22 protein-coding genes are annotated in these 25,783 nt (G+C 71.7%); 4 read left to right on the top strand and 18 right to left on the bottom strand.

Annotated elements, in window-relative coordinates:
* Positions 1-126: 126 nt before the first annotated feature.
* From E0500_RS13985 to E0500_RS13970, 4 genes are all read right to left on the bottom strand, one after another.
* A complete protein-coding gene (locus E0500_RS13985; protein WP_131565461.1) occupies positions 127-1,581 on the bottom strand; it encodes a glycine hydroxymethyltransferase in 1,455 nt (484 codons plus the stop codon).
* A 292-nt stretch (positions 1,582-1,873) separates the two neighbouring features.
* Positions 1,874-3,079: a glutathionylspermidine synthase family protein gene (locus E0500_RS13980; protein ID WP_131565463.1), complete on the bottom strand. Its 1,206-nt coding sequence runs from the start codon at positions 3,077-3,079 to the stop codon at positions 1,874-1,876.
* A 30-nt stretch (positions 3,080-3,109) separates the two neighbouring features.
* Positions 3,110-3,469, bottom strand: a complete 360-nt coding sequence (locus E0500_RS13975) for a hypothetical protein (protein WP_131565465.1) — start codon at positions 3,467-3,469, stop codon at positions 3,110-3,112.
* Positions 3,470-3,678: 209 nt separating this feature from the next.
* Positions 3,679-5,127: a PLP-dependent aminotransferase family protein gene (locus E0500_RS13970; protein WP_181586987.1), complete on the bottom strand. Its 1,449-nt coding sequence runs from the start codon at positions 5,125-5,127 to the stop codon at positions 3,679-3,681.
* 47 nt (positions 5,128-5,174) lie between these two features.
* Here E0500_RS13970 and E0500_RS13965 point away from each other — a divergent pair, with 47 nt between their 5' ends.
* The 3 genes from E0500_RS13965 to E0500_RS13955 are packed head-to-tail and all read left to right on the top strand — an operon-like array spanning position 5,175 to position 6,924.
* Entirely contained in the window at positions 5,175-5,723 is a 549-nt protein-coding gene (locus E0500_RS13965; RefSeq protein WP_131565469.1) for a carboxymuconolactone decarboxylase family protein, read from the top strand.
* Positions 5,720-6,196, top strand: coding sequence for a carboxymuconolactone decarboxylase family protein (locus tag E0500_RS13960; protein WP_131565471.1), 477 nt, complete (start codon positions 5,720-5,722; stop codon positions 6,194-6,196). The genes E0500_RS13965 and E0500_RS13960 overlap by 4 nt, the downstream gene beginning before the upstream one ends.
* Positions 6,193-6,924, top strand: coding sequence for an isocitrate lyase/phosphoenolpyruvate mutase family protein (locus E0500_RS13955; RefSeq protein ID WP_131565473.1), 732 nt, complete (start codon positions 6,193-6,195; stop codon positions 6,922-6,924). The genes E0500_RS13960 and E0500_RS13955 overlap by 4 nt, the downstream gene beginning before the upstream one ends.
* Before the next feature lie 87 nt (positions 6,925-7,011).
* Here the strand turns inward: E0500_RS13955 and E0500_RS13950 are convergent, their stop codons facing one another.
* The 9 genes from E0500_RS13950 to E0500_RS13910 all read right to left on the bottom strand — a co-directional run bounded on the left by E0500_RS13950 (position 7,012) and on the right by E0500_RS13910 (position 18,604).
* The gene (locus E0500_RS13950; protein ID WP_131565475.1) at positions 7,012-8,001 is read right to left on the bottom strand and encodes an ABC transporter substrate-binding protein; all 990 of its coding nucleotides are present in this window, start codon (positions 7,999-8,001) and stop codon (positions 7,012-7,014) included.
* A gap of 1 nt (position 8,002) precedes the next feature.
* Positions 8,003-9,964 carry a proline/glycine betaine ABC transporter permease gene (locus tag E0500_RS13945; RefSeq protein ID WP_131565477.1) on the bottom strand — a complete coding sequence of 654 codons (1,962 nt, stop codon included), beginning with the start codon at positions 9,962-9,964 and terminating at the stop codon, positions 8,003-8,005.
* Positions 9,964-11,154, bottom strand: a complete 1,191-nt coding sequence (locus tag E0500_RS13940; protein WP_258572768.1) for a glycine betaine/L-proline ABC transporter ATP-binding protein — start codon at positions 11,152-11,154, stop codon at positions 9,964-9,966. Before E0500_RS13940 ends, E0500_RS13945 begins: the two co-directional genes overlap by 1 nt.
* Positions 11,154-12,821 carry a GMC family oxidoreductase gene (locus E0500_RS13935; protein ID WP_258572767.1) on the bottom strand — a complete coding sequence of 556 codons (1,668 nt, stop codon included), beginning with the start codon at positions 12,819-12,821 and terminating at the stop codon, positions 11,154-11,156. Before E0500_RS13935 ends, E0500_RS13940 begins: the two co-directional genes overlap by 1 nt.
* 142 nt (positions 12,822-12,963) lie before the next feature.
* Complete coding sequence (locus E0500_RS13930) at positions 12,964-14,475, bottom strand: aldehyde dehydrogenase family protein (RefSeq protein ID WP_131565479.1); 1,512 nt, start codon at positions 14,473-14,475, stop codon at positions 12,964-12,966.
* Positions 14,476-14,716: 241 nt separating this feature from the next.
* Positions 14,717-15,700, bottom strand: a complete 984-nt coding sequence (locus E0500_RS13925) for a hypothetical protein (protein ID WP_131565481.1) — start codon at positions 15,698-15,700, stop codon at positions 14,717-14,719.
* A 10-nt stretch (positions 15,701-15,710) separates the two neighbouring features.
* Entirely contained in the window at positions 15,711-16,076 is a 366-nt protein-coding gene (locus tag E0500_RS13920; protein WP_131565484.1) for a hypothetical protein, read from the bottom strand.
* Complete coding sequence (locus E0500_RS13915) at positions 16,063-17,946, bottom strand: hypothetical protein (protein ID WP_399119135.1); 1,884 nt, start codon at positions 17,944-17,946, stop codon at positions 16,063-16,065. Before E0500_RS13915 ends, E0500_RS13920 begins: the two co-directional genes overlap by 14 nt.
* Before the next feature lie 106 nt (positions 17,947-18,052).
* Positions 18,053-18,604: an NUDIX hydrolase gene (locus E0500_RS13910; protein WP_131565486.1), complete on the bottom strand. Its 552-nt coding sequence runs from the start codon at positions 18,602-18,604 to the stop codon at positions 18,053-18,055.
* Positions 18,605-18,664: 60 nt separating this feature from the next.
* Between E0500_RS13910 and E0500_RS13905 the strand changes: the two genes are divergently transcribed.
* Positions 18,665-19,600 (top strand): helix-turn-helix domain-containing GNAT family N-acetyltransferase, encoded by a 936-nt coding sequence (locus tag E0500_RS13905; protein ID WP_131565488.1) that lies wholly within the window; start codon positions 18,665-18,667, stop codon positions 19,598-19,600.
* Here E0500_RS13905 and E0500_RS13900 read toward each other — a convergent pair.
* The 5 genes from E0500_RS13900 to E0500_RS13880 all read right to left on the bottom strand — a co-directional run bounded on the left by E0500_RS13900 (position 19,597) and on the right by E0500_RS13880 (position 25,571).
* Positions 19,597-19,989 carry a hypothetical protein gene (locus tag E0500_RS13900; RefSeq protein ID WP_131565490.1) on the bottom strand — a complete coding sequence of 131 codons (393 nt, stop codon included), beginning with the start codon at positions 19,987-19,989 and terminating at the stop codon, positions 19,597-19,599. The two genes, E0500_RS13905 and E0500_RS13900, sit on opposite strands and share 4 nt — an antisense overlap.
* A 200-nt stretch (positions 19,990-20,189) precedes the next feature.
* Positions 20,190-21,179 (bottom strand): malate dehydrogenase, encoded by a 990-nt coding sequence (locus E0500_RS13895; protein ID WP_131565493.1) that lies wholly within the window; start codon positions 21,177-21,179, stop codon positions 20,190-20,192.
* 819 nt (positions 21,180-21,998) lie between these two features.
* A complete protein-coding gene (locus tag E0500_RS13890; RefSeq protein ID WP_181586986.1) occupies positions 21,999-23,267 on the bottom strand; it encodes an XRE family transcriptional regulator in 1,269 nt (422 codons plus the stop codon).
* A gap of 869 nt (positions 23,268-24,136) precedes the next feature.
* A complete protein-coding gene (locus E0500_RS13885; protein WP_399119132.1) occupies positions 24,137-24,727 on the bottom strand; it encodes a DUF3017 domain-containing protein in 591 nt (196 codons plus the stop codon).
* Entirely contained in the window at positions 24,717-25,571 is an 855-nt protein-coding gene (locus E0500_RS13880; RefSeq protein ID WP_131571940.1) for a bifunctional methylenetetrahydrofolate dehydrogenase/methenyltetrahydrofolate cyclohydrolase, read from the bottom strand. Before E0500_RS13880 ends, E0500_RS13885 begins: the two co-directional genes overlap by 11 nt.
* Positions 25,572-25,783: the final 212 nt, after the last annotated feature.

The following is a 25,783-nucleotide window of genomic DNA, read 5'->3' as shown; positions in this document are numbered from 1 at the left end:
GGGCGGCACTTCGGAACGGCACCCTGCGGATACGCCGCGCGGCGGCCTGGCACGAGTCCGGGCCGCCGCGGGAACCACGACCGGAGGCGACCGGCGGGTGAGACCGGCGGTCGCCGCTCGGTGGCCTCAGCCGAGGTCGATCTCCGGGTACAGCGGGAAGCCGGCCACGAGGTCGGTGGCCCGGCGGGAGATCTCGTCCGCGACCTTCGGGTCGAGCACATGCTGGGCCTTGGAGGGGGCGCCCTTGGAGGTGGTGCCACGCTCCGTGGTGGTGAGGACACGGTCGATGAGGCCGGCGACCTCGTCCATCTCCGCGGTGCCCAGGCCTCGCGTGGTCAGCGCGGGCGTGCCGATGCGGATGCCGGAGGTGTACCAGGCACCGTTCGGGTCGGACGGGATGGCGTTGCGGTTGGTGACGATGCCCGAGTCGAGCAGTGCGGACTCGGCCTGGCGGCCGGTGAGGCCGTAGGAGGAGGCGACATCGATCAGGTTGAGGTGGTTGTCGGTGCCGCCGGTGACGAGGGTGGCGCCACGACGCATCAGGCCCTCGGCGAGGGCGCGGGAGTTGTCGACGACGGCCTGGGCGTAGTCGCGGAACTCGGGACGGCGTGCCTCGGCGAGCGCGACGGCCTTGGCGGCCATGACGTGCGGAAGGGGGCCGCCGAGGACCATCGGGCAGCCGCGGTCGACCTGGTCCTTGAGGGAGTCGTCGCACAGGACCATGCCGCCGCGCGGGCCGCGCAGCGACTTGTGGGTGGTCGTGGTGACGATCTGGGCGTGCGGAACCGGGTCGAAGTCGCCGGTGAGGACCTTGCCGGCGACCAGGCCCGCGAAGTGGGCCATGTCCACCATGAGCGTGGCGCCGACCTCGTCGGCGATCTCGCGCATGATCCGGAAGTTCACGAGACGGGGGTAGGCGGAGTAGCCGGCGACGATGATCAGCGGCTTGAACTCGCGGGCGGAAGCACGCAGGGCCTCGTAGTCGAGGAGGCCGGTGGAGGGGTCCGTGCCGTAGGAGCGCTGGTCGAACATCTTGCCGGAGATGTTCGGGCGGAAGCCGTGGGTGAGGTGGCCGCCGGCATCCAGGGACATGCCGAGCATGCGCTGGTTGCCGAAGGCCTGGCGGAGTTCGGCCCAGTCGGCGTCGGAGAGGTCGTTGACCTGGCGGACGCCGGCCTTCTCCAGGGCGGGAGCCTCGACACGCTGGGCGAGGACGGCCCAGAAGGCGACGAGGTTGGCGTCGATGCCGGAGTGCGGCTGGACGTAGGCGTGCTGGGCGCCGAAGAGCTCACGGGCGTGCTCGGCGGCGAGGGACTCGACGGTGTCGACGTTGCGGCAGCCGGCGTAGAAGCGGCGGCCGACGGTGCCTTCGGCGTACTTGTCGCTGAACCAGTTGCCCATGGCCAGGAGGGTGGCCGGGGAGGCGTAGTTCTCGGAGGCGATCAGCTTGAGCATCTCGCGCTGGTCGGAGACCTCCTGCCCGATGGCGTCGGCGACGCGGGGCTCCACGGCCCGGATCACGTCGAGGGCGGCACGGAAGGCGGTGGACTCGGTGGAGAGAGGCGCAGAGTTGTCGGACATGAGGACCTCCGGACGTGGCGTTCGGCGTGCACGGTACGGCCCAGGCGCACGGCACTCGCATGCTCGGGCCGCTCCCCGATGGTCGGTCCCATCCTTGGACCCCTGCCGTCACGGCAGGGTCCGGCGCGCCAGTCACGGCCCGCCGCTCACCCTACCGGGCACGCCGGAGCAGCGGGTTCGCACGTCCAGCATGCGAGCGTCAAGTGGTACGACGCCCTCGACGTGGACGTGTATGTACCGGACAAGGCCTGGCCCGACTCCGCGTCGCACGGCAGGCGGGTCGGAATTCGGGTCACAGAATCACGTGGGGCAGGAACCGTGCGTACTCGTCCGTGACCAGTCCCGACGACTCGCGGATGCCGAGCCCCGCCGACTCGTTCTCCACGACCCACGCGCCGAGCACCACCCGGTTGCCGTCGAAGGAGGGCAGGGGTGCGAGTTCCTGGTAGCAGCAGGGCTCTTCCCGGGCGGTGCCCCGGGCACCTCGGGTGGTGTCCGGGGTGCCCGGCTCGTGCACCGTTACTCCCGCGCCCTCCCGCCCGAGCAGCGGCTTGGCCACGTATCCGTTCCCGGAGGCCAGCTCACGGGGCCCGTCCAGGTAGGCGGGGAGCAGGTTCGGGTGTCCCGGGTACAGCTCCCACAGCACCGCCAGCAGGGCCTTGTTGCTGAGGAGCATCTTCCAGACGGGTTCGATCCACAGCGTGGTGCCCGTGCCGCCGCCGTTGTCGAGGGTGGCGAGGACGTGTGGGGCGAAGCGGTCGGTGGTCAGCCACTCCCACGGGTACAGCTTGAAGATGCCCCGGATGAAGCGGAGCTTCTTGTCGACGAAGCGGCCGGACAGGCGGTCCCAGCCGATGTCCTCCATGGAGATCCAGTCGGTGTCGAGGCCGGCCTGTTCGGCGGTCTCCTTCAGATACGCGACCGTCATCAGGTCCTCGCCGAGCTCGTCCGCCGCGGAGTGGGCGAAGTACAGCGGGCCTCCCGGCGGAAACAAGGTGGACTGGTTCCTCCAGGCGTCGACGAGGCGTTCGTGGAGGGAGTTCCACTGGTCGGCGCCCGGGAAGCGTTCCTCCATCCAGAACCACTGGGGGCTGGCGGCCTCGACGAGCGAGGTTGGGGTATCGGCGTTGTACTCCAGCATTTTCGCCGGACCCGTGCCGTCGTAGCGCAGGTCGAACCGGCCGTAGACGGAGGGGAGTTCGGCTCGGCGGTGCCAGGCCTCGGCGACCAGTTCGGCGAGCCGGGGGTCGGTGATGCCGAGGTCGGCGAACCGGTCCTGCTCGACGATGTGCGCGGCCGCCGCCAGGCACATGCCGTGCAGTTCCTCGACGACCTCCTCCAGCGCCTCGATCTCGGAGAGCGAGAAGACGTAGTACGCGCTCTCGTCCCAGTACGGGCGCAGGGAGCCGTCCGGGTAACGGGTCAGTGGGTAGATGAGGCCCTGTTCCTCGACGGTCTGCTGCCAGCCGGGGCGGGGCTCGATGGTGCGGCGCTCCACGGTTCCGGGTCCGTCCGTCCGCGCGCCTGCTCAGCCGCCGCCCGAGCCGGAGCCCGAGCAGCCGAAGCCGTCGCGGTCGACGGCCTCGCTGCGGCTGAAGGTGCCGTAGTCGGCGTAGCGGCCGGTGACGTCGGCGTCGTAGTACCAGGCGGCGTCCGTGGTCCGGCTGCCGCTGCTCTTGCGCTTCTTGGCGGACGACGTGGAGCCCGACCCGGACGACGTGCAGTTCTTGTCGGAGATGATCTTGTAGCCGTTGGCGAAGCTGTAGCTGTCGCGGTCCACGCAGCGGCGGTCCGGTTCGGAACCGCAGGATGTGAGGGCCGCCGCTATGACGCCCATGCCCCCGAGTACGACCGTGCTGGACCGCAGGCGCCTGCGCTGCTCTGCCATGTTCTCTCCCCCGTTGGATGTACACCTCGCATGTACATATGCGGGCCGATGCGCGGCACGTGTCCGGCGACCGACCGGCGCTCACACTAGTGATCGGACCGAGCGGTTGCCCAGCCGGTTCCCCGTACCGGTACGCGCACGCCGGTGCGGGACGCCCGCCGGTGCGAGGCGCCAGTTGGTGCGAGGCGCCCGCCGCTGCGAGGCGCCCGCTATGGCAGCACCCTGCACAACGTGTCCAGCGCCCCCGCCCACGCGTGGTCCGGCGGGGTTCCGTAGCCCACGACCAGGGCGTCCAGCGGGTCGGCGGTCGCCCGGGGGTGCCGGTAGCGGGCGAGGCCGTGCACATCCAGGCCCTGCCCGGCCGCCGCCCGGACCACCGACTCCTCGGTGCCGGGCGGGAGTTGGAGCACCGCGTGCAGACCGGCCGCGATGCCGGTGGGGCGGACGCCGGGGGCGTGTTCTCGCAGGGCGTCGACCAGCGCGTCCCGGCGGCGCCGGTAGCGCAGACGTACGGAGCGCACGTGCCGGTCGTACGCCCCCGATGTGATGAACTCCGCGAGCGTCAGCTGGTCCAGCGCCCCGCAGGACCAGTCCGTGCCGCCCTTCGCCGTGAGGACCTCCGGGGTGAGGGACGGCGGCAGGACCAGCCAGCCCAGGCGCAGTCCCGGCGCCAGGGACTTGCTGGCCGTTCCCAGGTACACCACGTGGTCGGGGGCGAGGCCCTGCAGCGCGCCGATCGGCTGGCGGTCGTACCGGAACTCACCGTCGTAGTCGTCCTCCAGGACCAGCCCGCCCGTGCGGCGCGCCCATTCGACGACGGCGGCGCGGCGGTCGGGGTGGAGCGGCGCCCCCATGGGGAACTGATGGGCGGGGGTGAGCAGGACGGCCCGTACGCCGGTCAGGTCGTCGGTCAGGTCGTCGGTCCGCGTGCCGAGTTCGTCGTACGGGAGCGGGACCGTCCCGAGACCGGCCCGCGACAGCAGCCTCCAGTGGACGTCGAGTCCGTACGACTCCACCGCCGGCGAGTGGCCGCCCCGGCGCCGCAGCACCGTGCCGAGCAGCATCAGCGCGTGGGAGATGCCGGAGGCGATCACGATGTGCTCGGGGTCGGCGCGGACACCGCGGGTCCGGGAGAGGTAGTCGGCGAGGGCGGTACGCAGTTCCACACGGCCGCGCGGGTCGCCGTAGCCGAGGGCGTCGTGCGGGGCGGAGGTCAGGGCGCGGCGAGCCGCCTTGAGCCACTCGGTGCGCGGGAAGGACGCCAGATCGGGGCTGCCGGGGATGAGGTCGTACACCGGACGGCCCGGTTCCGGGCGGGGCGGAGGGGGCTGCTGCCCGCGCCGGGCACTCTGCGGGACGGCGCCGTCCGCGACGCGGGTGCCCGAGCCCTGGCACGCGGTGAGCCAGCCCTCGGCGACAAGGTCCCCGTACGCACCGGCGACCGTGTTGCGCGCGATGCCGAGGTCGGCGGCGAGGATGGGGTTCCCCCCGCTCGAGCGGAGCCGAGAGTGGGGGAGGGAGGAGGGCAGCCGGGCGCCGGAGGCGAGACGGCCACTGCGCACCGCCTCCCGGAGCGCGTCCGTCAGGCCCTTGCGCACGCCAGGACCGGACGGTTCGACATGCAGGTCGACGCCATGAGTGGCCCACGGTTTCGCCATGGAAATGGACCATACCTCTGGGCTGCCTCGCTCCTAAGGTCGAGGTCATGACGACGACGAACGACGAGACGAGCGACGAGACGAAAGTGGAGTACGCCCCTCAGACCGGCCCGCGCCTGCAGTGGGCCCAGCTCGCCCCCGACGTCTACAAGGCGATGATCCGGCTCGACACGGCCGCCCGGCAGGGGCTCGACCCGACGCTGTACGAGCTGGTGAAGATCCGCGCCTCCCAGATCAACCGCTGCGCCCTGTGCATCGACATGCACACCAAGGACGCGCTCGCCGCGGGTGAGCGGGTCGAGCGGATCATCCAGCTCAGCGCCTGGGAGGAGTCGCGGCACTTCTACACCGAGAGGGAGCTCGCGGCGCTGGAACTGACGGAGGCCGTGACGGTCCTGACTGGGGGCACCTCCCAGGCTTTCGGCTCTGGGGGAGGCTTCGTACCCGACGAGGTGTACGAGAAGGCCGCCCAGCACTTCGAGGAGGCCGAACTGGCCCAGCTGATCTCCGCCATCGCGGTGATCAACGCCTGGAACCGCTTCGGCGTGACCGCCCGGATGACGCCGGGCCACTACCGGCCGGGGGCGCACACGTGACGGTCCGGACACAGCTCCTCGACCAGGCGGTCGGCCAGGCCATGTCGGCGCTCAGCGCGGCCGCGAAGAAGGGGCTCGGCGACCCCGCCCTCGCCGAACTCGTCATGATCCGGGCCTCGCAGCTCAACCACTGCGCGTTCTGCCTCGACATGCACCTCAGCATCGCCCGCAAGCACGGCGTCAGCGACAAACAGCTCGACCTCCTGGCCGCCTGGGAGGAGGCCGGGGACGTCTTCGACGAGCGGGAACGGGCCGCGCTCGCGCTGACGGAGGCCGTGACGGTCCTGACCGGGGGCACCTCCCAGGCTTTCGGCTCTGGGGGAGGCTTCGTGCCGGATGAGGTGTACGAGCGGGCAGCCGAGCACTTCGACGACGTCCGTCTCGCCCACCTCCTCGCCGTGATCACCGCCATCAACAACTGGAACCGGGTGATGGTCAGCCGCCGGATCCCGCCGGGGGGTTACACACCATGAGTGACGTCGGCAAGGTCGATCTCTTCCGCGCCCTGCACCGCGGCCGGACCCCGGAGGACCCTCTCGTCCTGCCGGGTCCGTGGGACGCGGTCAGCGCCCAGGTCCTCGCCGAGGCCGGGTTCCCTGCGCTCGCCACGCCCAGCGCCGGGGTCGCCGCCTCGCTCGGGTACGAGGACGAGGACGTTCCCGCCGACGAGATGTTCGCGGCGGTCGCACGGATCGTACGGGCCGTGGACGTGCCGGTGTCCGCGGACGTCCGGGACGGGTTCGGGCTGCCGCCGAAGGAACTGGTGGAGCGGCTCCTGGAGACCGGTGCCGTGGGCTGCAACCTGGAGGACTCCAGCGGAGGCGAACTCAAGGACCCGCGGGAGCACGCCGACTGGCTCGCGGAGGTGCGGGCGGCGGCGGGCGGGGCGCTGTTCGTGAACGCGCGCATCGACACGTTCGCCCGCGAAGTCCCCGATCCCGGCCGGGCCATCGAGCGGGCGGCGCTGTACGTCGCCGCGGGTGCCGACTGCGTGTACCCGATCTACGCCCCGCCGGAGGTGCTGCCCCTGCTGCGGTCCGGGATCCAGGGGCCGGTCAACGTGTTCGCCCGGCTGGACGGCAAGGGCCCCTCGCCCACCGAACTCGGTGGACTCGGGGCCACTCGCGTCACCTTCGGGCCGGGACTGCAGCGCTGGGCGGCGCAGGCACTGCGGGGGATGGCCGACCAACTCCGACGGTAAGGGCGTCGACCTTCCCAGACGGTAGGCGTGTTCGGAGTTCAGCCCTCAGGACTCGGAGTTCAGCCCTCAGGGCTCAGGGCTCGGGGCTCAGGGCAGCCACGCCCTCCACGTGGACTCGTGGCTGTCCACCCACTTCTTCGCCGCCTCCTGAGGCGTGAGCTTCTGGTCGGCGATCATGAGGGAGACCTGGTTCTGGTCCTCGGTGGTCCACTTGAAGTTCTTCAGGAGGGCCGCCGCCTCGCCGCCGTTCCGGGCGAAGTCGGCGTTGAGGTACTTCTGGAGGGGCGTGTGCGGGTACGCGCACGCGACCTTCTCCGGGTCGGCATCGCAGCCCTCCTTGTACGGCGGGAGCTTCACCTCGGTCATCGGGACCTTCTCAAAGAGCCACTGCGGTGTGTACCAGTAGGTCAGGAAGGGCTTCCTCTCCTTCGCGAACTGCCGGATCTGGGTGATCTGCGCGGCCTCCGAACCGGCGAACACCACCTGGTAGTCCAGGTCCAGGTTGCTCACCAGCGCCTTGTCGTTGGTGACGTACGACGGGGAGCCGTCCAGCAACTGGCCCTTGCCGCCGCTCTCGGCGGTGCGCAGGTCGTCGGCGTACTTGTTGAGGTTCTTCCAGTCCGTGACGTCAGGGTGCTGCTCGGCGAAGTACGTCGGCACGAACCAGCCGATGTGCCCGGTGACCCCGAGGTCACCGCCTCGGGCGATCGTCTTCTTGTCGTCGACGTACCGCTGTTCCTGGTCGGGGTGGCCCCAGTCCTCCATGATCGCGTCGACGCGGCCCTGGCTGAGCGCGTCCCACGCGGGGACCTCGTCGACCTGGACGGTGTCGACGCGGTAGCCCAGCTCGTGTTCGAGCAGGTACTGGGCGACGGCCACGTTCGCCTGCGCGCCCACCCAGGACTGCACGGACAGGGTCACCGTCTTCGCGCCCCGGGCGTTCGCGAAGGGCGAGGCCTGCTTGGTCATGTCGGCGGCGCCGCAGCCGGTGAGGACCAGCAGGGAACACACGGTGGCCAGGGCGCCCGTCAGGCGCGTACGGCTGAAACGTGTACGGCTGACTGCAGAGGTACGCATGTCACGCTCCCTTCTTCGCTCGGCGTTCCGTCGGCTGCGTGACCCGGTCCAGCACCAGGCCGAGGCAGACGATCGCGACGCCGGCCACCAGCCCGGTCGCCAGGTCGCCCTGGGCCAGGCCGAAGACGACGTCGTAGCCGAGCGCGCCGCCGCCGACCAGGCCGCCGATGATGACGACGGCGAGGACGAGGACGACGCCCTGGTTGACGGCGAGCAGCAGCGCCGGGCGGGCGAGCGGGAGCTGGACCTGGCGGAGCTGCTGGGCGCCGGTCGCGCCGAGCGAGCGTGCCGCCTCCAGCGCGGCCGGGTCGACCTGGCGCAGCCCCTGGGCGGTGATGCGGACGACGGCGGGCAGTGCGTAGACCACGGCGGCGGCCACGGCGGGGGCGCGGCCCACGCCGAAGAGCGCCACGACCGGGATCAGGTACACGAACTGCGGCATCGTCTGGAACACGTCCAGGACCGGGCGCAGCAGCCGCTCCACCCGGTCGCTGCGGGCGGCCGCGATGCCGGTCGCGAAGCCCAGGACGAGCGTCACGGCGACCGCGGCGAGCACCTGCGACAGCGTGTCCAGCGACGGCTCCCACACACCGAGCACACCGGTCGCGGCCATCGCGAGGACGGCGGTGAGCGCGGTGCGCCAGGTGCCGATCAGCCAGGCGAGGGTGGCCACGATGAACAGGACGGACCACCAGGGCAGCCCCTGGAGGCCGGACCGCAGCGGGTCGAGCACCCAGGTGGTGAAGTGGCCCGCCCAGTCGGCGGTGCCGCCGAGGTACGGAACGCCGGAGTAGAGGTGGGCGGTCATCCAGTCGACGGCCCGGTTCACGGGCTCGGCGATGTTCACGGTCCACGCCTCGGGCCACTCCGGGCGGCCGGCGAGACGCACGGCGCCCGCGACGGCCACGGCGAGGACGGCCGCACCGCCCCACAGCAGGGCACTTCGCCGGCCGGAGATCTCGGGGCCGTCGCCGCCCAGCCGGCGGCCCGCCGCGCCGGTGACCCGGTCGAGGACGACCGCGAGCAGCACGATCGGGATGCCGGCAGCCAGTGCGGCGCCGACGTCGACCGACGCGAGCGCCTGGTAGACGCGGTCGCCGAGGCCGCCCGCGCCGATGACGGACGCGATGACGGCCATGGACAGCGCCATCATGATCGTCTGGTTGAGGCCGAGGAGCAGTTCCCTGCGTGCCAGCGGCAGCCGGGCGGTCACCAGGCGCTGGCGCGCGGTCGCGCCGAGCGAGGCGACGGCCTCCAGGACGCCCGGGTCGGCGCCGCGCAGCCCGAGCGCGGTGAGCCGGGCCATGGGCGGCGCCGCGTAGACGACGGTGGCGAGCACGGCCGCGGGGACACCGATGCCGAAGACCAGCACGACGGGCAGCAGGTACGCGAACGCCGGGAGCACCTGCATGGTGTCCAGTACGGGCCGCAGCGCGCGGTACGTACGGTCCGACAGCCCGGCGGCGAGGCCCAGCAGCGCGCCGAGGACGACCGACGCGAGGACGGCGACCGCCATGAGTGCCAGCGTCTGCATGGTGGGCACCCACATGCCGAGCAGCCCGCAGGCGAGGAACGCGAGGGCCGTACCGAGCGCGAGCCTCACACCGGCCACGCGCCAGGCGACGAGTGCGGCCGCCGCGGTGACGCCCGCCCAGCCGGCCGCGAGCAGCACGAGGTAGACGGCGCGCACACAGAGCACGACCGCGTTGCTGACGTGGCCGAGGAAGTACAGGAACAGCGGGTGGCCGTCCCGGTTGTCGATGATCCAGTCGCTGGCCCTGCCGAGCGGCTCGGACAGGTCCACGGTCAGCGCGTCCGGCCAGCTGCCGCTTGCCCAGCGGGCGGCGGCGACGGGCACGATGACGGCCGCCGCCAGGGCCAGCAGGGCGAGCTTGGCGAGGGCACGGCGCCTGAGGAGGCCGGGCAGGCCGGGGCGGACGGTGGGTGCGGTGACGGCGGCCATCACACCGCCTCCCCGCCGGCTTCGGCGTCGGCCTCCTTGCCGGTGGCCTGCGGGGCGACGCCGGTGGCCTGCGTGGGAAGGGCAGCCACCGGCTTCGGGGCGACACCCGGGTGCGTGCCCGCGACCACGCCGAGGAGCGCGTCGGAGTCGACCACCCCGAGGCAGCGGCCGTCGTCCACGACCCGCGCGGGGGTGCCGGTGCGGGCCACCGCCTCGATGGCCTCCGAGACCGTCACGTCGGGTGCGACGGCTGGTCCCTGGCCGGCCTCCTCGGCGGTCGCGGGCGCCCGCATCGCGGTGCGTACGGTCATGACCTGCTCGCGGGGCACCTCGCGCACGAACTCCCGTACGTAGTCGTCGGCGGGTGAGCCGACGATCTCCTCGGGGGTGCCCAGCTGCACGACCCGGCCGTCGCGCATGAGGGCGATGCGGTCGCCCAGTTTGAGCGCCTCGTTCAGGTCGTGGGTGATGAAGACCATCGTGCGGCCCTCCTCCCGGTGCAGCCGTACGACCTCCTCCTGCATGTCCCGCCGGATCAGCGGGTCGAGCGCGCTGAACGGCTCGTCGAACAGCAGCACCTCGGGGTCGACCGCGAGCGCCCGGGCGAGCCCGACGCGCTGCTGCTGGCCGCCGGAGAGCTGGCCGGGCCGGCGCTTTTCCATGCCCTCCAGGCCGACCTTGGCGACGACTTCGCGGGCGCGGGAGCGGCGCTCGGACCTGCCGACGCCCTGGATCTCCAGGCCGTACGCCACGTTGTCGAGGACGGAGCGGTGCGGCAGCAGGCCGAAGTGCTGGAAGACCATCGACGCGCGGTGGCGCCGCAGTTCCCGCAGCCGTGCCTTGTCCATGCCGAGGACGTCCTCGCCGTCGATGGCGATCCGGCCGGACGTCGGCTCGATCAGCCGGGTGAGGCAGCGCACCAGTGTGGACTTGCCGGAGCCCGACAGCCCCATGACGACGAAGACCTCGCCCCTGCGCACGTCGAAGCTCACGTCCCGGACGGCGGCCGTGCAGCCGGTACGGGAGCGCAGCTCGGCGGGCGCGAGCGCGGTGAGCTCGGGGTCGGCGGGCACGCGGTCGGCCTTCGGCCCGAAGACCTTCCACAGGCCCTCGACCGAGAAGACGGGGGGACCGGCGGCGGTGCTCGTGGCCTTGCCGGTCGCGGTGTCCGTGGGGGTGGCCGCGTTCATCACGCCTCACCCCCGGCCGTGGCAGCGGCAGTGGAAGTGGCAGTGGAAGTGGCGGTGGAAGTGGCGGTGGAAGTGGCGGTGGAAGTGGCGGTGGAAGTGGCGGTGGCGGTGGCACCGACGAGGTCCGCGCACCTCTCCCCGACCATCAGCACCCCGATCATCGGGTTCACGGCGGTCATCGTCGGGAAGACGGACGCGTCTGCTATCCGGAGTCCGTCGAGTCCGCGGACCCTGAGCTCCGGGTCGACGACGGCGAGCGGATCGTCGGGGTCGCCCATGCGGCACGTACCGGCCGGGTGGTACACCGTGTGAGCGACCTTCCGGGCGTACTCGCCGAGCTCCTCGTCACCGGTGACGTCGGGCCCCGGGCACACCTCGCGCCGGAGCCATCCGGCCAGCGGCTCGGTCTTCGCGATCTCGCGGGCGATGCGGATGCCGTCGACGAGGGTGCGCCCGTCGTAGTCGTCCTCGTCGGTGAAGTACCGGAAGTCGAGGGCGGGTTTGACGGCCGGGTCGGCGCTGGTCAGGTACAGCCGGCCGCGGCTCTTCGGCTTGGGGATGTTGGGGGTCATCGAGACGCCGTGCACGGGCCGTTCGTACCCGAGGCGCTCCGGGTTGTCCGTGAACGGGATCTGGTAGAAGTGGAACATCAGGTCGGGGCCCGCGCGTTCGGGGTCGCGGCGCACGAACAGGCCGGCGTCGCTGTCCATGGCGGAGTTCTCCGGGATCGGCCCGTTCGTCTCCCACACGATCACCGACTCCGGGTGGTCGAGCAGGTTCTCGCCGACGCCGGGCAGATCGTGGGTGACGGGGATACCGAGCGCCTCCAGGTCCGCGCGGGGTCCGATGCCGGAGTGGAGCAGCAACCGGGGCGAGTCGACGGCACCGGCGCACAGCAGCACCTCCCGGCGGGCCCGTACGAGAAGTTCCTCGCCGTCCTTGGTGCGGACGTGCACGCCCTCGGCGCGCGTCCCGTCCAGCTCCAGCCGGTGCGCCCAGGTCTCCAGGAAGACACGGAGGTTCGGCCGCTCGTCCATGACCGGGTGCAGATACGCGACCGACGCGCTGGAGCGCTTGTTGTTCTCGGGGTGGTAGGCGAGGTCGAAGAAGCCGACGCCGTCGTTGAAGGGCTCCTTGTTGAAGCCCTCGACGCGGGGCACGCCCAGTGCGGTCCGCGCGGCGTCCACGAAGTCGCGGGCGATGGCGTTCCGGTCCTTCTCGTCGACGGGGACGATGTTGTTCTTCAGCCGCGCGTAGTACGCCTCCATCGGCACCGAGCCCCAGCCCTTGGCGCCCGCCGCCTCCCACTCGTCCCAGTCGGAGGGCAGCGGCTTGAACGCGATCAGCGTGTTGTGGCTGGAACAGCCGCCGAGGACGCGGGCGCGGCTGTGCCGGATGTGGGAGTTGCCGCGGGGCTGCTCGGTCGTCGGGTAGTCGTAGTCGAGCTCGCCGCCGAGGAGCCCCATCCAGCGGCGCAGGGTGAGCACGTCGTCCCGGCCGACGTCGCTGGGCCCGCCCTCGATGACGGCGACGGTCACCTCGGGGTTCTCGGTGAGGCGGGAGGCGATGACGGAGCCCGCGGTGCCGCCGCCGATGACGACGTAGTCGTACGTGAGGTGGTCGTACGTGACGTGGTCGCCCGTGTGCTGCTGCGTGTCTCGGTGCATGGGGACGCTCCAGGGTGGGGGAGGTGATCGGACCGGAGAGGCCGGCGAGGCCGAAGAGACCGAAGAAGTCGGAGAGGCCGGTCTGATCGGTCCGGTCGGTCCGGTCGGTCTCGGGGAGTGCTGCGGGGACTGCGGCGGGGCCTCAGCCCGCGAACCACCGCACCGGCTTCGGAGCCAGGTTCTGGTAGACGTGCTTGGTCTCGCGGTACTCGGCGAGGCCGCTGGGCCCCAGTTCGCGCCCCACTCCGCTCTTGCCGAAGCCGCCCCACTCGGCCTGCGGGAGGTAGGGGTGGAAGTCGTTGATCCAGACGGTGCCGTGCCGCAGCCGCCCTGCGACGCGCCGCGCCCGCCCCGCGTCGGCGGTCCAGACGGCGCCCGCGAGCCCGTACTCGGTGTCGTTCGCGAGGGCCACGGCCTCGTCCTCGGTGCGGAAGGTCTCCACCGTCAGGACCGGCCCGAAGACCTCCTCGCGTACGACCCGCATCTCACGGTGGCAGCGGTCGAGGACGGTCGGCTCGTAGAAGTACCCGGTGGCGGGCCGCTGCGCCGACGGCTCGGGCCGCTTGCCGCCCGTGCGCAGCACCGCGCCCTCGGCGAGCGCGGACGCGACGTACGCCTCGGTCCTCTCCCGCTGCTGCTCGGACACGAGGGGGCCGCACTCGACGCCGTCCTCGGTGCCGCGCCCGAGCCGGATACGGCTCGCCCTGCGGGCCAGCTCGGCGACGAACCGCTCGCGCACGGACTCCTCGATGATCAGCCGTGCCCCGGCCGAGCAGACCTGGCCGCTGTGGATGAACGCGGCGTTGAGGGCCTGGTCGACGGCGGTGTCGAAGCCCTGCTCCGTCTCGCAGGCGTCCGCGAAGACGACGTTCGGGTTCTTCCCGCCCAGTTCCAGGGCGACCTTCTTCACTCCGACGGCGGCGGCCTGCGCGACCTTCGTGCCGCTGACGAGTCCGCCGGTGAACGACACGAGATCGACGCCCTCGTGCTCGGCGAGCCGCGCCCCGACCGAGTGCCCCGGCCCGGTCACGATGTTGGCGACGCCGTCCGGCAACCCGGCCTCGACGAGCAGTTCGACGAGGGCGACGGTGGTCAGCGGCGTGATCTCGCTGGGCTTGACGACGAAGGTGTTCCCGGCGGCCAGCGCGGGCGCGATCTTCCAGCTGGCCTGGAGGAGCGGATAGTTCCAGGGCGTGATCAGCGCACAGACACCGACGGGCTCGTGCACGACGACGCTGTGGATGTCCTCGGAGCCCGCGTCCACGACACGGCCGCCGCCCTCGCCCACGACGAGGTCGGCGAAGTACCGGAACGCGTCCGCGACACAGTCGATGTCGACGCGCCCCTCCTCCAGGGTCTTGCCGGCGTCACGGCTCTCCAACAGCCCGAGGGCTTCGCGGTCGCGTACCAGGAGATCGGCGACCCGGCGGAGCAGGGCGGCCCGCTCGGCCACGGGTGTACGTGCCCACGTGCCCTCGTCGAAAGCGTGCCGCGCGGCGGCGACGGCCGCGTCCGCGTCCCGCTCGTCACCCTCCGCGACGACCGCGAACGGCTTGGAGTCCGCCGGGTCGAGGATCTCGCGCGTGGCACCGGAGACGGCGTCCAGCCACTCGCCGCCTACGTGGATGCTGCGCTGCGCCTGCTGTCCTGCCATGTTCGGTGTTGCCTTCCGTTCCGGGTCCGTGCCTCTGTGTCACAGCGGTGTGACTCCGGGGGCCGTGAGCGCCTGCCCGCGCCCCCGGAATGCATGCATGATCGGCGGCTTGAAGTGCCTGGCGTCACTGACCATGCGGGCAAAGGGCGTGAATCGGAAGGGAGTGGAGCACGGAAACCCGTGCGTGGTCAGCCGTGAGCCGCCGGATCAGCCCGCGCGGGTGGTCAGCCCGCGCAGGTGGTCAGCCCGCGCAGGTGGCGCCCGGCGGGCAGAACCAGCCCACCGCTGTGTCGGACATGGCGATCTCGTCGCTCCGGCCGTCGGCGTCGCGGCCGTACACGGCCACCGCGTAGAGCGTGCCGTCCGTTGCCGCGAAGCGCGTGTCGACGACATGCCAGGTGCCGCCGTCGGGCTCGCCCCGGATCGAGTCGACCAGGTACTCCAGCCGCTCCCCCGCGAAGTCGCCGTCGCTCAGGTCCTGCCGTCCGAGCTCCCGGAAACTGTCGGACTTCGGGGTGTCCGGCGACAGGAACAGGTCGAAGGACTCCTGCGGGGTCGCCTCGGCCACCTGGAACACCTGGATGCGTTGTTCGCCGTCCGGGCTGCGGAAGTTGACGACGTCCATGCCGTACTGGGACGGCATGCTGTCGCGCTCCCAGCCCTCGGGCACGGCCGTCCGGAACCCCTCGGGGTCGTCGAACGACTCGTAACCCGTGGGGAGCTGGGCGGCGGTCAGGGTCGGCGAGGACGTCTCCTGGGGCACTTCCCCGGTGGGCGACTCCGACGTGTACGTGCTCGCCGGGTCCGTGGGGGTCACTGATCCGGCGGCCTTCTGGTCCCGCCCGCTGTCGTCGCCGTCACTGCTCGTCTGCGTCAGCACCAGGCCCACGGTGACCCCGACCACGGCGGCTCCGGCCACCACCGCCGCCCACACGCGCCGCCGGTCGAACCGCTCGAACCGCTCGAACCGGTCCGCCGTCGGCGCCGACGGCTGGTCCGCGGGAGGCCAGCCAGGGCCGGACGGCCAGGGCGCCGGAGGCGGCGGGGTCACCGGCGGCTCCGATCCCGCCGGGGGCAGGATCCCCTCGTCGTCGCCGGACGGTACGACCACCGTCGGTTCGTGGTCCGGCCTGCCGGGCGGTGGCGGGGTGGCGTGGGCCGTCTCCCGGGTGCCGTCCTCCCAGCGCTGTGTCTCCTCGTTCCAGTACCGCTGTCCCCCGTTCATCGCGTCCCCCTCACATCCCGAGCAGTCCTGCCACGGCACCGGCCACGGCTCCGGCCGAGGCGAGCAGGCTCACCAGGGCCTCGGAGTCCGCGAGCAGCCGGCGCAGCCGCTGCAGTCTGCTCTCGCCGACCGTGCCGGTACGGCTGATCTCGTCGTCGGTGTCGGCCAGTTCGGCGTCCAGTTCGCGGGTCCGCTCGTCCGCCCGCACCCGGGTCAGGTCGGCGCGCAGCTCGCGCACCGCCTTCAGCAGCTCCTCCGCGGCGGCGTCGCGCGGGCCGCCCGTGCCGTGGTGGCTCTCGGCGTGCGCGTGGCTGCCGATGGCGAAGGTGCTGTGCGAGACGTCGCCGATGCGGACGTTCGGCTCATCCGTGGCCATCGCTGTCGGTTCCCTTCTGCTTCCGCGGCGCGGAGCCGCCGCTCGTGGTGGAGGAGTCGGAGGACGCACCGGAGGCGGAGGAGGCACGGGCGTGGGAGCCGACGGCGAACGTGCTGTTGTCGACGGAGTCGATGTGCACGCCACCGCCGCTGATGTTGACCACCTTCTGCACGAACTCGCCCGTCTGGTAGCCGTGGTCGGCCAGCGCCGTACGCACCCCGTTCGCGATGCGGTCCTGAACGCTCCTGAGGTAGCGGTCGACGTCCATCTGCTGGAACAGCGACCCGGCCCGTGCCGAGCCCAGCTCGCGCACCGACATCGCGGGGCCGTCGGGCAGCGCGTTCCCGTAGCCGCCGGTGAGCAACTGCCAGCCGTAGGCCGCCCCGTGGCCCAGGGTGACCAGGGAGCCGATCGCGGAGCGGGGCACCTGGCCGACGGCCCAGGTGGCCTTGCCGAAGGTGCTGTTGCTGCGGAACCGGTGGGCCGTGCGGTCGGCGTCCTTGAAGTCCGCGCGGATCGGCTGCAGTACGTGCGGGGCGATCTCCAGCATCAGCATGCGGCCCTGGGTGTGGATCCGGACGTAGACGGTGACGACCAGTTCCTCCTCCCAGCCGCCCACGCGGACACGCAGGAAGTGCCGCCGCTTCTCGGCGCCCTCCTCCACCGCGCGGGCCCGGTGCTCCTCGAACGCCTCCTGGCTGTACGGGGCGTCCTCACGGCTGCCGAGGCCCTCGGCGGGCAGGAACACGCACTCGTCGATCTCCAGCCAGCGCAGCCGGTCGCGCACGGCGTGTCCGGCGTACTCCGAGGGCAGCCGCAGCCCTTCGACCAGCGGTCGGACGACGTCCAGGATCGTCCGGTTGCTCATCGGCCGGACCTTCTCCATGCCGTCGGGCCGCAGCTCGACGGCGAGCACCCAGGTGTCGTAGGCCGCACCTGCCCCGCAGAACGGACGGGACTCGTGGTACATGATCAGCGGCGCGCGCTGCTCCAGCCGGATGCGCTGCTTCAGCCGCTGGAAACGCCGGTTGTCCTCGCTCTCCGCGGGGTCGGAGGCGGCGTCCGGGAATCGCTCCGGGGACAGCTCGCCGCCCAGGGCCCGGGCGAACTGGCTGCGCTGGGCGCCCGTGCACAGGGCGACGCCCACGAAGAGCACGAGCGCGAGCCAGGCCTGGAGCGCCTGGACCGAGGCGTCGCCGCCGACCAGTTCCGACAGGGCCGGCAGCAGCCCCTTGAGGAAGTCCCAGAAGCCCGGGCCGTCGTCGTAGGAGTACGACTGGCAGTAGCCGTTGGAGTCGTACGAGTCGCAGGAGGGCTCGGACGACGAGCCGCTGTCGGAGCCGGAGAACGCGAAGACGACCGTGGCGACCAGGAACAGGCCGAACACGATCCGGCCCAGCCAGCGGACGACGAACGCGGCCAGTCGCCGCGGGAACGGCGGGCGGTCGTCGTCGCCCCGGATCGCGGTCCCCATCGCCAGCAGGGCGCTGGGCAGGAGGTAGCCCGCCAGCAGGAAGTCGGTCACCAGCAGGCCCACCACCCACAGGCCCACGATCGCCCCGGCCCAGGCCAGTTCCAGGCGGCGGGCACGCAGGGCGTGCGCGAGGACGCGGGCTGCGTCGAACCCCAGGGAGGGCGCCACGATCCGCTGCTCGTTGAGGTCCAGCTCCTCGATGACCCGGTCCCGGTAGGCGGAGTCGAGGTAGGCCCCGGCACACAGCAGACGGCTGGCCTCGCTGGCGTGCGGTGGGATGGGCGGCGGGGCCGACGGGGTCGGTGGCGCCGCGGGTGTGGCCGATGCGGCGGGTGCTGTCGTTGATGTCGGCTGTGGCTGTGGCTGTGGCTGTGATGGCACGCTGGCGGTACTCACACCATCTCCCCCGATGTGTGAACTGGCTTGCGCTACAGGCCAAGTGAGAAACCATCAGCATAGAGGGGCCGCAGGAACAGCGGTAACTGTTTCGCACGGCCGACGGTCACCGCACAGACGTGCCATAAGGGCGCTGGTCCAGGTACCGGCGGAGCGCGTCCCTGCCGTCGCTCACGAACGGCCGGCGCCGGACCGCCTCCTGGAGTTCGTCCTCGGTGAGCCAGGCGTACCAGGAGATCTCCGCCGGGTCGGGGGTGACCGGGCCCGTCAGGACGGTCTCGTGGACGCCGAGCCAGTAGGGACTGATCTCCCCGCGGCAGAGGTACTTGAACAGGAAGCGGGGTGCGGCGGACACGACCCCCAGCTCCTCTCCCAGTTCGCGGGCCGCCGCCTGTTCGTAGGTCTCGCCGATGTCGACGGCCCCGCCTGCCAGCCAGTGGTACTGGCCCGGAAAGCGGGACATGTCGTTCGCGCGGCGGTGGACGAGGATGCGGCCTTCGGGGTCGCGGCAGACGGTGGTCGCTATGCGGTGCAGCCAGTGGCGTGAGATCGCCTCGGCCCGGTCGACGACCCCCACCACGCGGTCCTGTTCGTCCACCCGCTCGATGAGTTCGCGGAGTTCGCGGAGTTCGCGGAGTTCGCGCCGAGGAAGGGCCATGGCGGCAACGTACCATCGACACACCTCATTTCTTTGACTAGGGTCAAAGAAATGAGGGCCATGCATCCCGTGACGGTGAACACATCGACCGTGGCCGCGGAGGACATCGCGAGTCTGCGGCACTTCAACCGCTACTTCACGCGCCGGATCGGCGCGCTCGACGACCACTACCTCGGCCAGGACCGCCCTCTCGGCGAGGCACGGCTGCTCTTCGAGATCGGGGAGGACGGAGCCTCGCTGCGGGACCTGCGAGTGCGGCTCGGGCTGGACGCCGGCTATCTGAGCCGGATGGTGAAGGCGCTGGACGCGGAGGGTCTCGTACGGGTCAGCGTGCATCCCGGTGACAGCCGGCTGCGCATCGCCGAGCTCACACCGGCCGGGCGGGTCGAGGTGACGGAGCAGAACCTGCGGGCCGACGCGCTGGCCGCAGGGTTGCTCAAGGGACTCACCCCCGGCCAACGGGACCAGCTGACGGGCGCCCTCGGGAGTGCACAGCGGCTGCTGCGGCTCGCCGCGATCCGTGTCGAGGTCGTCGACGGAGGACATCCCGACGCCCGGGCCTGCCTCGACGCCTACGCCGCCGACATCGACGAACGGTTCCCCGAGGGCTACGACCCGGCCACCCTCGTCCAACCCGGCGAGGTGTCCGGGGAGTCGGGTGCGCTCCTTGTCGCGTACGAGGAGAAGCGGCCCGTGGCCTGCGGGGCACTGACACGGTTCGACGAGGGCGGCCGGATCGGGGAGATCCGGCACGTGTGGGTGCACCCGGACGCCCGCCGGCTCGGGCTCGCCCGGCGGCTGCTCGGGGAACTGGAACGGCAGGCCGAGGAGCGGGGGTACGACGTCGTACGCCTCGACACGCACGCCTCGCTGACCGAGGCCCAGTCCCTGTACCGGGCGTGCGGGTACAGGGAGATCCCCCGCTACAACGACGACGTCTACGGGGCGCACTTCTTCGAGAAGCGGCTCGGCGCGGAACGACCCTGGGGTCCTTAGCCCTGGTCCTGGCCCCGGCCCTGACCTTGGCCCTGGCCCTGGCCTTGGCCTTGGCCTTGTCCGGAGGCCGCCGCGGTCTTCGCCAGTTGTGTCGCCGTCAGCAGACTCAGGCCCGGTTCCGCCTGCCGCAGCGCCTTGATGCCCGCGACGGAGTCGGGGGCGCCCTCGTATCCCGCCGCCGCCAGCCGCTCGTGCACCCAGCGGGCGCGCAGGTCGTCGTCGTGCGCGGCCGCGGCCTGCTCGATCAGGGCGGCGGCCCACTCAAGACCCGGGCGTTCCTCCTCGCCCGCCTCGGCGAGGGCCTGGCGCACGGACGCGGCGATGACGTCGGCGTCGCGCAGCACGAGGACGTTCAGCTGGTCTTTCCTGCTTCCGAGTGAACCGAACATGCCGGTCATCCTGTGGGCGGACTCCCTTGCGGATCAAGCTACTTGAGGACCATTTGAGCCCGTAGCCGACGATCGCGCGGCGGGCGGCCAGGCGGGCCCACACACCAGACAGGCCCCGTCCCGGGCGGACCGGGACGGAGCCTGTACGGGGTGGTGTTCGGATCCCTCTGATCCCTCCGACTCTCGGATGAGGCCGATTCTCAGATGAGGCCGAGCGCGCGGACCGCCTCGCGCTCCTCCGCGAGCTCCTGGACGGAGGCGTCGATGCGGGCGCGGGAGAAGTCGTTGATCTCCAGGCCCTGGACGATCTCGTACTTACCGTCCTTCACGGTGACCGGGAAGGAGGAGATGAGGCCCTCGGCCACACCGTACGAACCGTCCGACGGGATGCCCATGGAGGCCCAGTCGCCCTCGGCGGTGCCGTTGACCCACGTGTGGATGTGGTCGATCGCGGCGTTGGCGGCGGAGGCGGCCGAGGAGGCGCCGCGGGCCTCGATGATGGCGGCGCCGCGCTTGGCGACGGTGGGGATGAAGTCCTCGGCGAGCCACTTCTCGTCGTTCACGACCTCGGCGGCGTTCTTGCCGGCGACCGTGGCGTGGAAGATGTCCGGGTACTGGGTGGCGGAGTGGTTGCCCCAGATCGTCAGCTTCTTGATCTCGGAGACCGGGACACCGGTCTTCTTCGACAGCTGGGTCAGCGCACGGTTGTGGTCGAGGCGGGTCATCGCGGTGAAGCGCTCGGCCGGTACGTCCGGAGCGGCGGCCTGGGCGATGAGGGCGTTGGTGTTGGCCGGGTTGCCGACGACGAGGACCTTGATGTCGTCCGCGGCGTGGTCGTTGATGGCCTTGCCCTGCGGCTTGAAGATGCCGCCGTTGGCCTCCAGGAGGTCACCGCGCTCCATGCCCTTGGTGCGGGGGCGGGCGCCGACGAGCAGTGCCACGTTCGCGCCGTCGAAGGCGACGTTCGGGTCGTCCGTGATGTCGATGCCCTGAAGGAGCGGGAAGGCGCAGTCGTCGAGCTCCATGGCGGTGCCCTCCGCGGCCTTCAGCGCCGGGGTGATCTCCAGCAGGCGCAGCTTGACCGGCACGTCCGCGCCGAGCAGCTGGCCGGAGGCGATGCGGAAGAGCAGGGCGTAACCGATCTGGCCGGCCGCGCCGGTGACGGTGACGTTCACGGGAGTGCGGGTCATGGCGTTCTCCGTATGACAGCTGGCGGTGGGGCGGTCCCTGCCCCGGGTGGGACGTACAAATGATCGATCTCTTGGCGTCAAGAGAGATCAGCGGTCAGGCTATCGCGCATCCAGGATCTCGTACGGTCCGGTGTGTGTGGCCCGTCCCACAGCGGCAGGGGGGCCACGAAGAGGCGGCCGCCGTCCGGGAGAGGGGGACGAAGCGGCCGCCATGTGGGGGCGCCGGGCCAGGAGTGGGTCTCGGTCTCCCGGGCGGCCGGACTCCCGTGGGGGTACTGTCCGCATGCCCCGGCCGGGCGAGGGCATTCCCCTTGCCCGGCGATTACTTTGGGTGGCGGGAGTGTCACGGCTGGGCGCGCCGCTCCACCTGGCGCCTGCACCCCCGCCGCCCCTACCCGTCCCATCTTCGAGGGCTCCGCCCCTTCGACCCCGGCCAAGGGGCTCCGACCCCTGGACCCCCGGCTCCGGGGCTGCGCCCCGGCCTCGCCTTCGGGGCTCCGCCCCGGACCCCGCTTCGGGGGCCGGCCCCGCACCCCGCTCCTCAAACGCCGGAGGGGCTGGAATGTGCGGGCGGCGCTGCAATGCGCAGGGCGGGACTGGAATGTGCGGGCGGGCTGGAATGCGCAGGGTGGGGCCGGGCTTTTGCCGACCGGGGCTGAAAGCCTCCGGCTGGGGTTTCCGGCCGAGGCCAGACACCCCCAGCCCGTCCGGCGTTTGAGGACGAGGCCGTTCAGGCCGATGCGGGGGTCTGGGGGCGGCAGCCCCAGGAAAGGGACGGGAATGGGTAGGGGCGGCGGGGGCGAGAAAACCCGTCCACCCCTACTGCGTACAGCCCTCCTCACCCGCCGCAAGCGTCACGCACGCCGTCGCGTCACCCGCGTCCTTCACGGCGACCATCGGGGTGTACGCGGTGGTGTCACCGACCGTCTCGACGGTGGCGGCCTGCTTCGTTTTGCCCACGCTCACCCGCACCTCGTCCCCCTGCGCGGCGGCAGTGATACGCGCCCAGGCCGCGCCACAGGTCTCGCTGTAGCGGACCTCGACCTGGGTCGTGCCCACGGTGACGCTGTCGGTGGTCTGCACAAGCTCGCCGCTGCACCCCATGACCTCGGCGTCCTTGCCGGTGCAGCTGTTACCGCTGCACTCCACACCGGGCGGCAGATCGGGGTCGGAGCCGGCGGAGGTCGCGGGCGTGGACGGCCTGTCGTCGGCCGCGTTCTCGTCGCCGCCGCTCGTGAGGAAGAAGGCCGCCGCGACCACGACAGCCGCACCGACGACACCGGCGAGGAACATGGTCAGCCGCCGCTTCCCCCCTCCCCCGCCGGGCGAACCGCTCCCGCCCGGCCGGGCGTCCTGCGGAGTCCCAGCCGGACCGAACCCACCAGGCCCACCGGGCGCACCGGGCGCACCGGGCCCACCGGACGTGCCGGCACCAGGCGACCGCCCGGGCGGATACGACGGCGATGCGGCAACTCCCCAACCGCCGCCCCGGGAAGCCCCGCTCCCGGCCCCACCGCCCCCGGAAGCCGCACCGTACGAGCCCGCGGACGAGCCCGCCGACGACCCTCCGTACGGCCACTCCCTCCCCCGGCGCCGTCCCCGGGACGGAGCCGAGGGCGGGACCGTGGGCGCCACGCCCGCCGGGCCCGCCACACCCGGCGTCGCGGTCGCGCCGCGGCCCGCCCTGCCGCTCTTGCCCTTGGCGGGCGGCGCATTCGTCCCGAGCGCCCCGAACTCCCCGAGCTCTCCGGTTTCCCCGAGCGCGGCGCGCGCCTGGGAGATGCGGATGGCCTCCATGGTCATGTCGTGGCGCATCTCCGAGCGGCTCCAGGCCCGCTCGGCCAGTTCCCACATGGTGGTCAGGTGCACGGGATTGGTCCCGGTCACCTCGGCCAGCGCGACGATCGCACCCTTGGGCGCGAGGAGCCGGCCGTTCAGATAGCGCTCCCAGGACGTCTTGCTGTAACCCGTGCGGTCGGCCACCGCGGCAATACTCAGCCCGCTGCGGTCGACGAGCCGGCGCAACTGGCCGGCGAACTCCTTGACCTGCGGATCGAGTTCATCGGGCAGATCCCTCCAACGAGGCATTGCTCCCCCCTCTTTCCCCCCGAACGTGCCTGATCTTTCCCCCCGTACTGCTTCTCCCGCGCATGGTGCCCTCGCCGTGTTCGAGCGTCCGCGCGTCCGAGTCCGCGTTCGTCATTCTCGACCGTCCCGAGAGCGCTCCGAAGCGTTCCGGACATCTCGTTACGTCTCGTTACGTTCTTACGTCTCGTTACGCTCTTACGTCTCGTTACGTTCGTTGCGCCCGCTCCGGACCACCCTGTGGGATGCGCCTGGTCAGGATGCCAGTTCCCGAAGTGCGGGCGCGCACGGAAGCATTCGGGCCAAGGCATGCGCCGTCGCACACCCCCCTGGCCTGCGGTCCAGTGTCCCATCGTCACCCTGCGCCCCCAGACGGAGCCCTGACGGGCCCGCGGGAGTCACCGGACCACCCCAATTGACCACGTTATCCCTGCCGTTGAGCGCTCTCGCCACAGTTCCCGAACTTGTCAACACATCGACACAATGGGGACACATGCACAGAAACAGGAGGATCAGGGGGGATCACCTGCCTCACAGGTGTGCCCGACGGGGGCGGAACAGGGCGACGACCGCCCGCCCGGACGGAGAAACCGTGCCGGAATGGTCACCTCCGTGCCACAGCGCGCAGACAGCTGTTGAACGCCGTCTTCGCCGTACCCGAGTGTTGACCCCGACGGCGGTCCGTCCTGACTCGGGGGAGAGGTCGGGCCGCCGTCCTGGGTTCCAGCCTCTGTGGGTGAGAACGGCAGGGACTCGTACTGCCACGACGGCCTGCCCACGCACAACTGACGGGCCCGCCGGTCCCTGAGAACAGCGGTGGCCCGTTCCTCACCCGGAGGTGTGGACGGGCCACCGCGGTGCGCGCTGCCGCGTCACCTGATCGTGAAGTGGAGCGTGTCGTCGAGGAACGGTATCTCCAGCCACGGGTCCGGCTGGGCCATCATCGCGAGCAGGACGATCCCGGCGCCGAGGACGCCGTACGTGACCATGTCGGTGAACCGGGAGCGCACGGCGAGCATGCCGACGTCGGGCAGGGCCCAGCGCAGGACGGCGCCGGCGATCAGGGCGGCACCGACCAGGATCGTGCCGAACCGGAACACGTCCAGCGCGGTCAGCAGCAGTCCGAGCCCGACGCCGGAGAGCACGGCGAGGATCGGCCACTGACGGGCCGGTGCCGGGGCGTCCCGGGGCGCCGCGCGGCCGCCGCCCTCGGGGCGCGCGGTGTCACGGGTGAACCGGGGGAAGCGCCGGGTGGCCCGTTTCGGCTCCCCGGTGGCGTCCGGCGCGCTGATCGCGTCCCGTACGGTCTGCTCCGCGTTCTGCTCCGCGTTCTTCTCCGCGTTCTTCTGCGCGTTCGTCTCCGGGGAGCCGGCGCCGTTCTCCAGCCCGGCCCCGGAGGTCTCGTCCTCGCGGGTCCTGTCCTTCACCGTGCCCTCCGGCTCGCTCGTCGCCTCAGCCGACACCGCGCTCCGCCGCCTCGACCACGTTCACCAGCAGCTGGGCGCGGGTCATCGGGCCGACACCGCCCGGGTTCGGCGAGATCCACCCGGCGACCTCGGCGACACCCGGGTGGACATCGCCCACGATCTTGCCCTCGGCGGACCGCGAGACGCCGACGTCCAGGACGGCGGCGCCCGGCTTCACGTCCTCGGGCCGGATCAGGTGCGCGGAACCGGCGGCCGCGACGATGATGTCGGCCCGCTTGAGGTGCGCCGACAGGTCGCGCGTGCCGGTGTGACACTGCGTCACGGTCGCGTTCTCGCTGCGCCGCGTCAGCAGCAACGGCATCGGGCGCCCGATGGTGACGCCGCGGCCGACGACCACGACCTCGGCGCCCTTGATCTCGACGCCGTACCGGCGGAGCAGGGTGAGGACGCCGTTCGGGGTGCAGGGCAGCGGCGCGGGCTCGTTCAGTACCAGCCGGCCCAGGTTCATCGGGTGCAGGCCGTCCGCGTCCTTGTCCGGGTCCATCAGTTCCAGGATGCGGTTCTCGTCGATGCCTCTCGGCAGCGGCAGCTGGACGATGTAACCGGTGCACGCGGGGTCCTCGTTCAGCTCCCGCACGACCGCCTCGATCTCCTCCTGCGTGGCGGTCGCGGGCAGTTCGCGCTGGATGGAGGCGATCCCGACCTGCGCGCAGTCGCGGTGCTTGCCGGCGACGTACTTCTGGCTGCCGGGGTCGTCACCGACCAGGACCGTGCCGAGCCCGGGTGTGACCCCCTTCTCCTTCAGGGCCGCCACGCGGGCGGCCAGGTCGGACTTGATCGCGGCTGCGGTGGCCTTGCCATCGAGAATCTGGGCGGTCATGGGCCCCATCCTCGCCGATGACCTGCCCCCGGTACCAATCCGGGCACCCGCCGACGCCACCGGGGTACCGGTCACCTCGTATCCGCCCATGATCAGTGATGTTGCACTTGCACAACACATAGTGAATGCCGCTGGACAAATAAGCCGGGCCTAAAGAACGATGAACGGCGCAGTGCCGCGGGCAGTGCCGGGGGGACGAACCGCATCACATG

Origin of the sequence: Streptomyces sp. KM273126, assembly GCF_004337435.2 — a bacterium.
In the GTDB taxonomy this organism is placed as follows: domain Bacteria; phylum Actinomycetota; class Actinomycetes; order Streptomycetales; family Streptomycetaceae; genus Streptomyces; species Streptomyces acidicola.
Note: the sequence above shows the minus strand (reverse complement) of the source record. Positions and strands in the feature narration are given on the sequence as shown.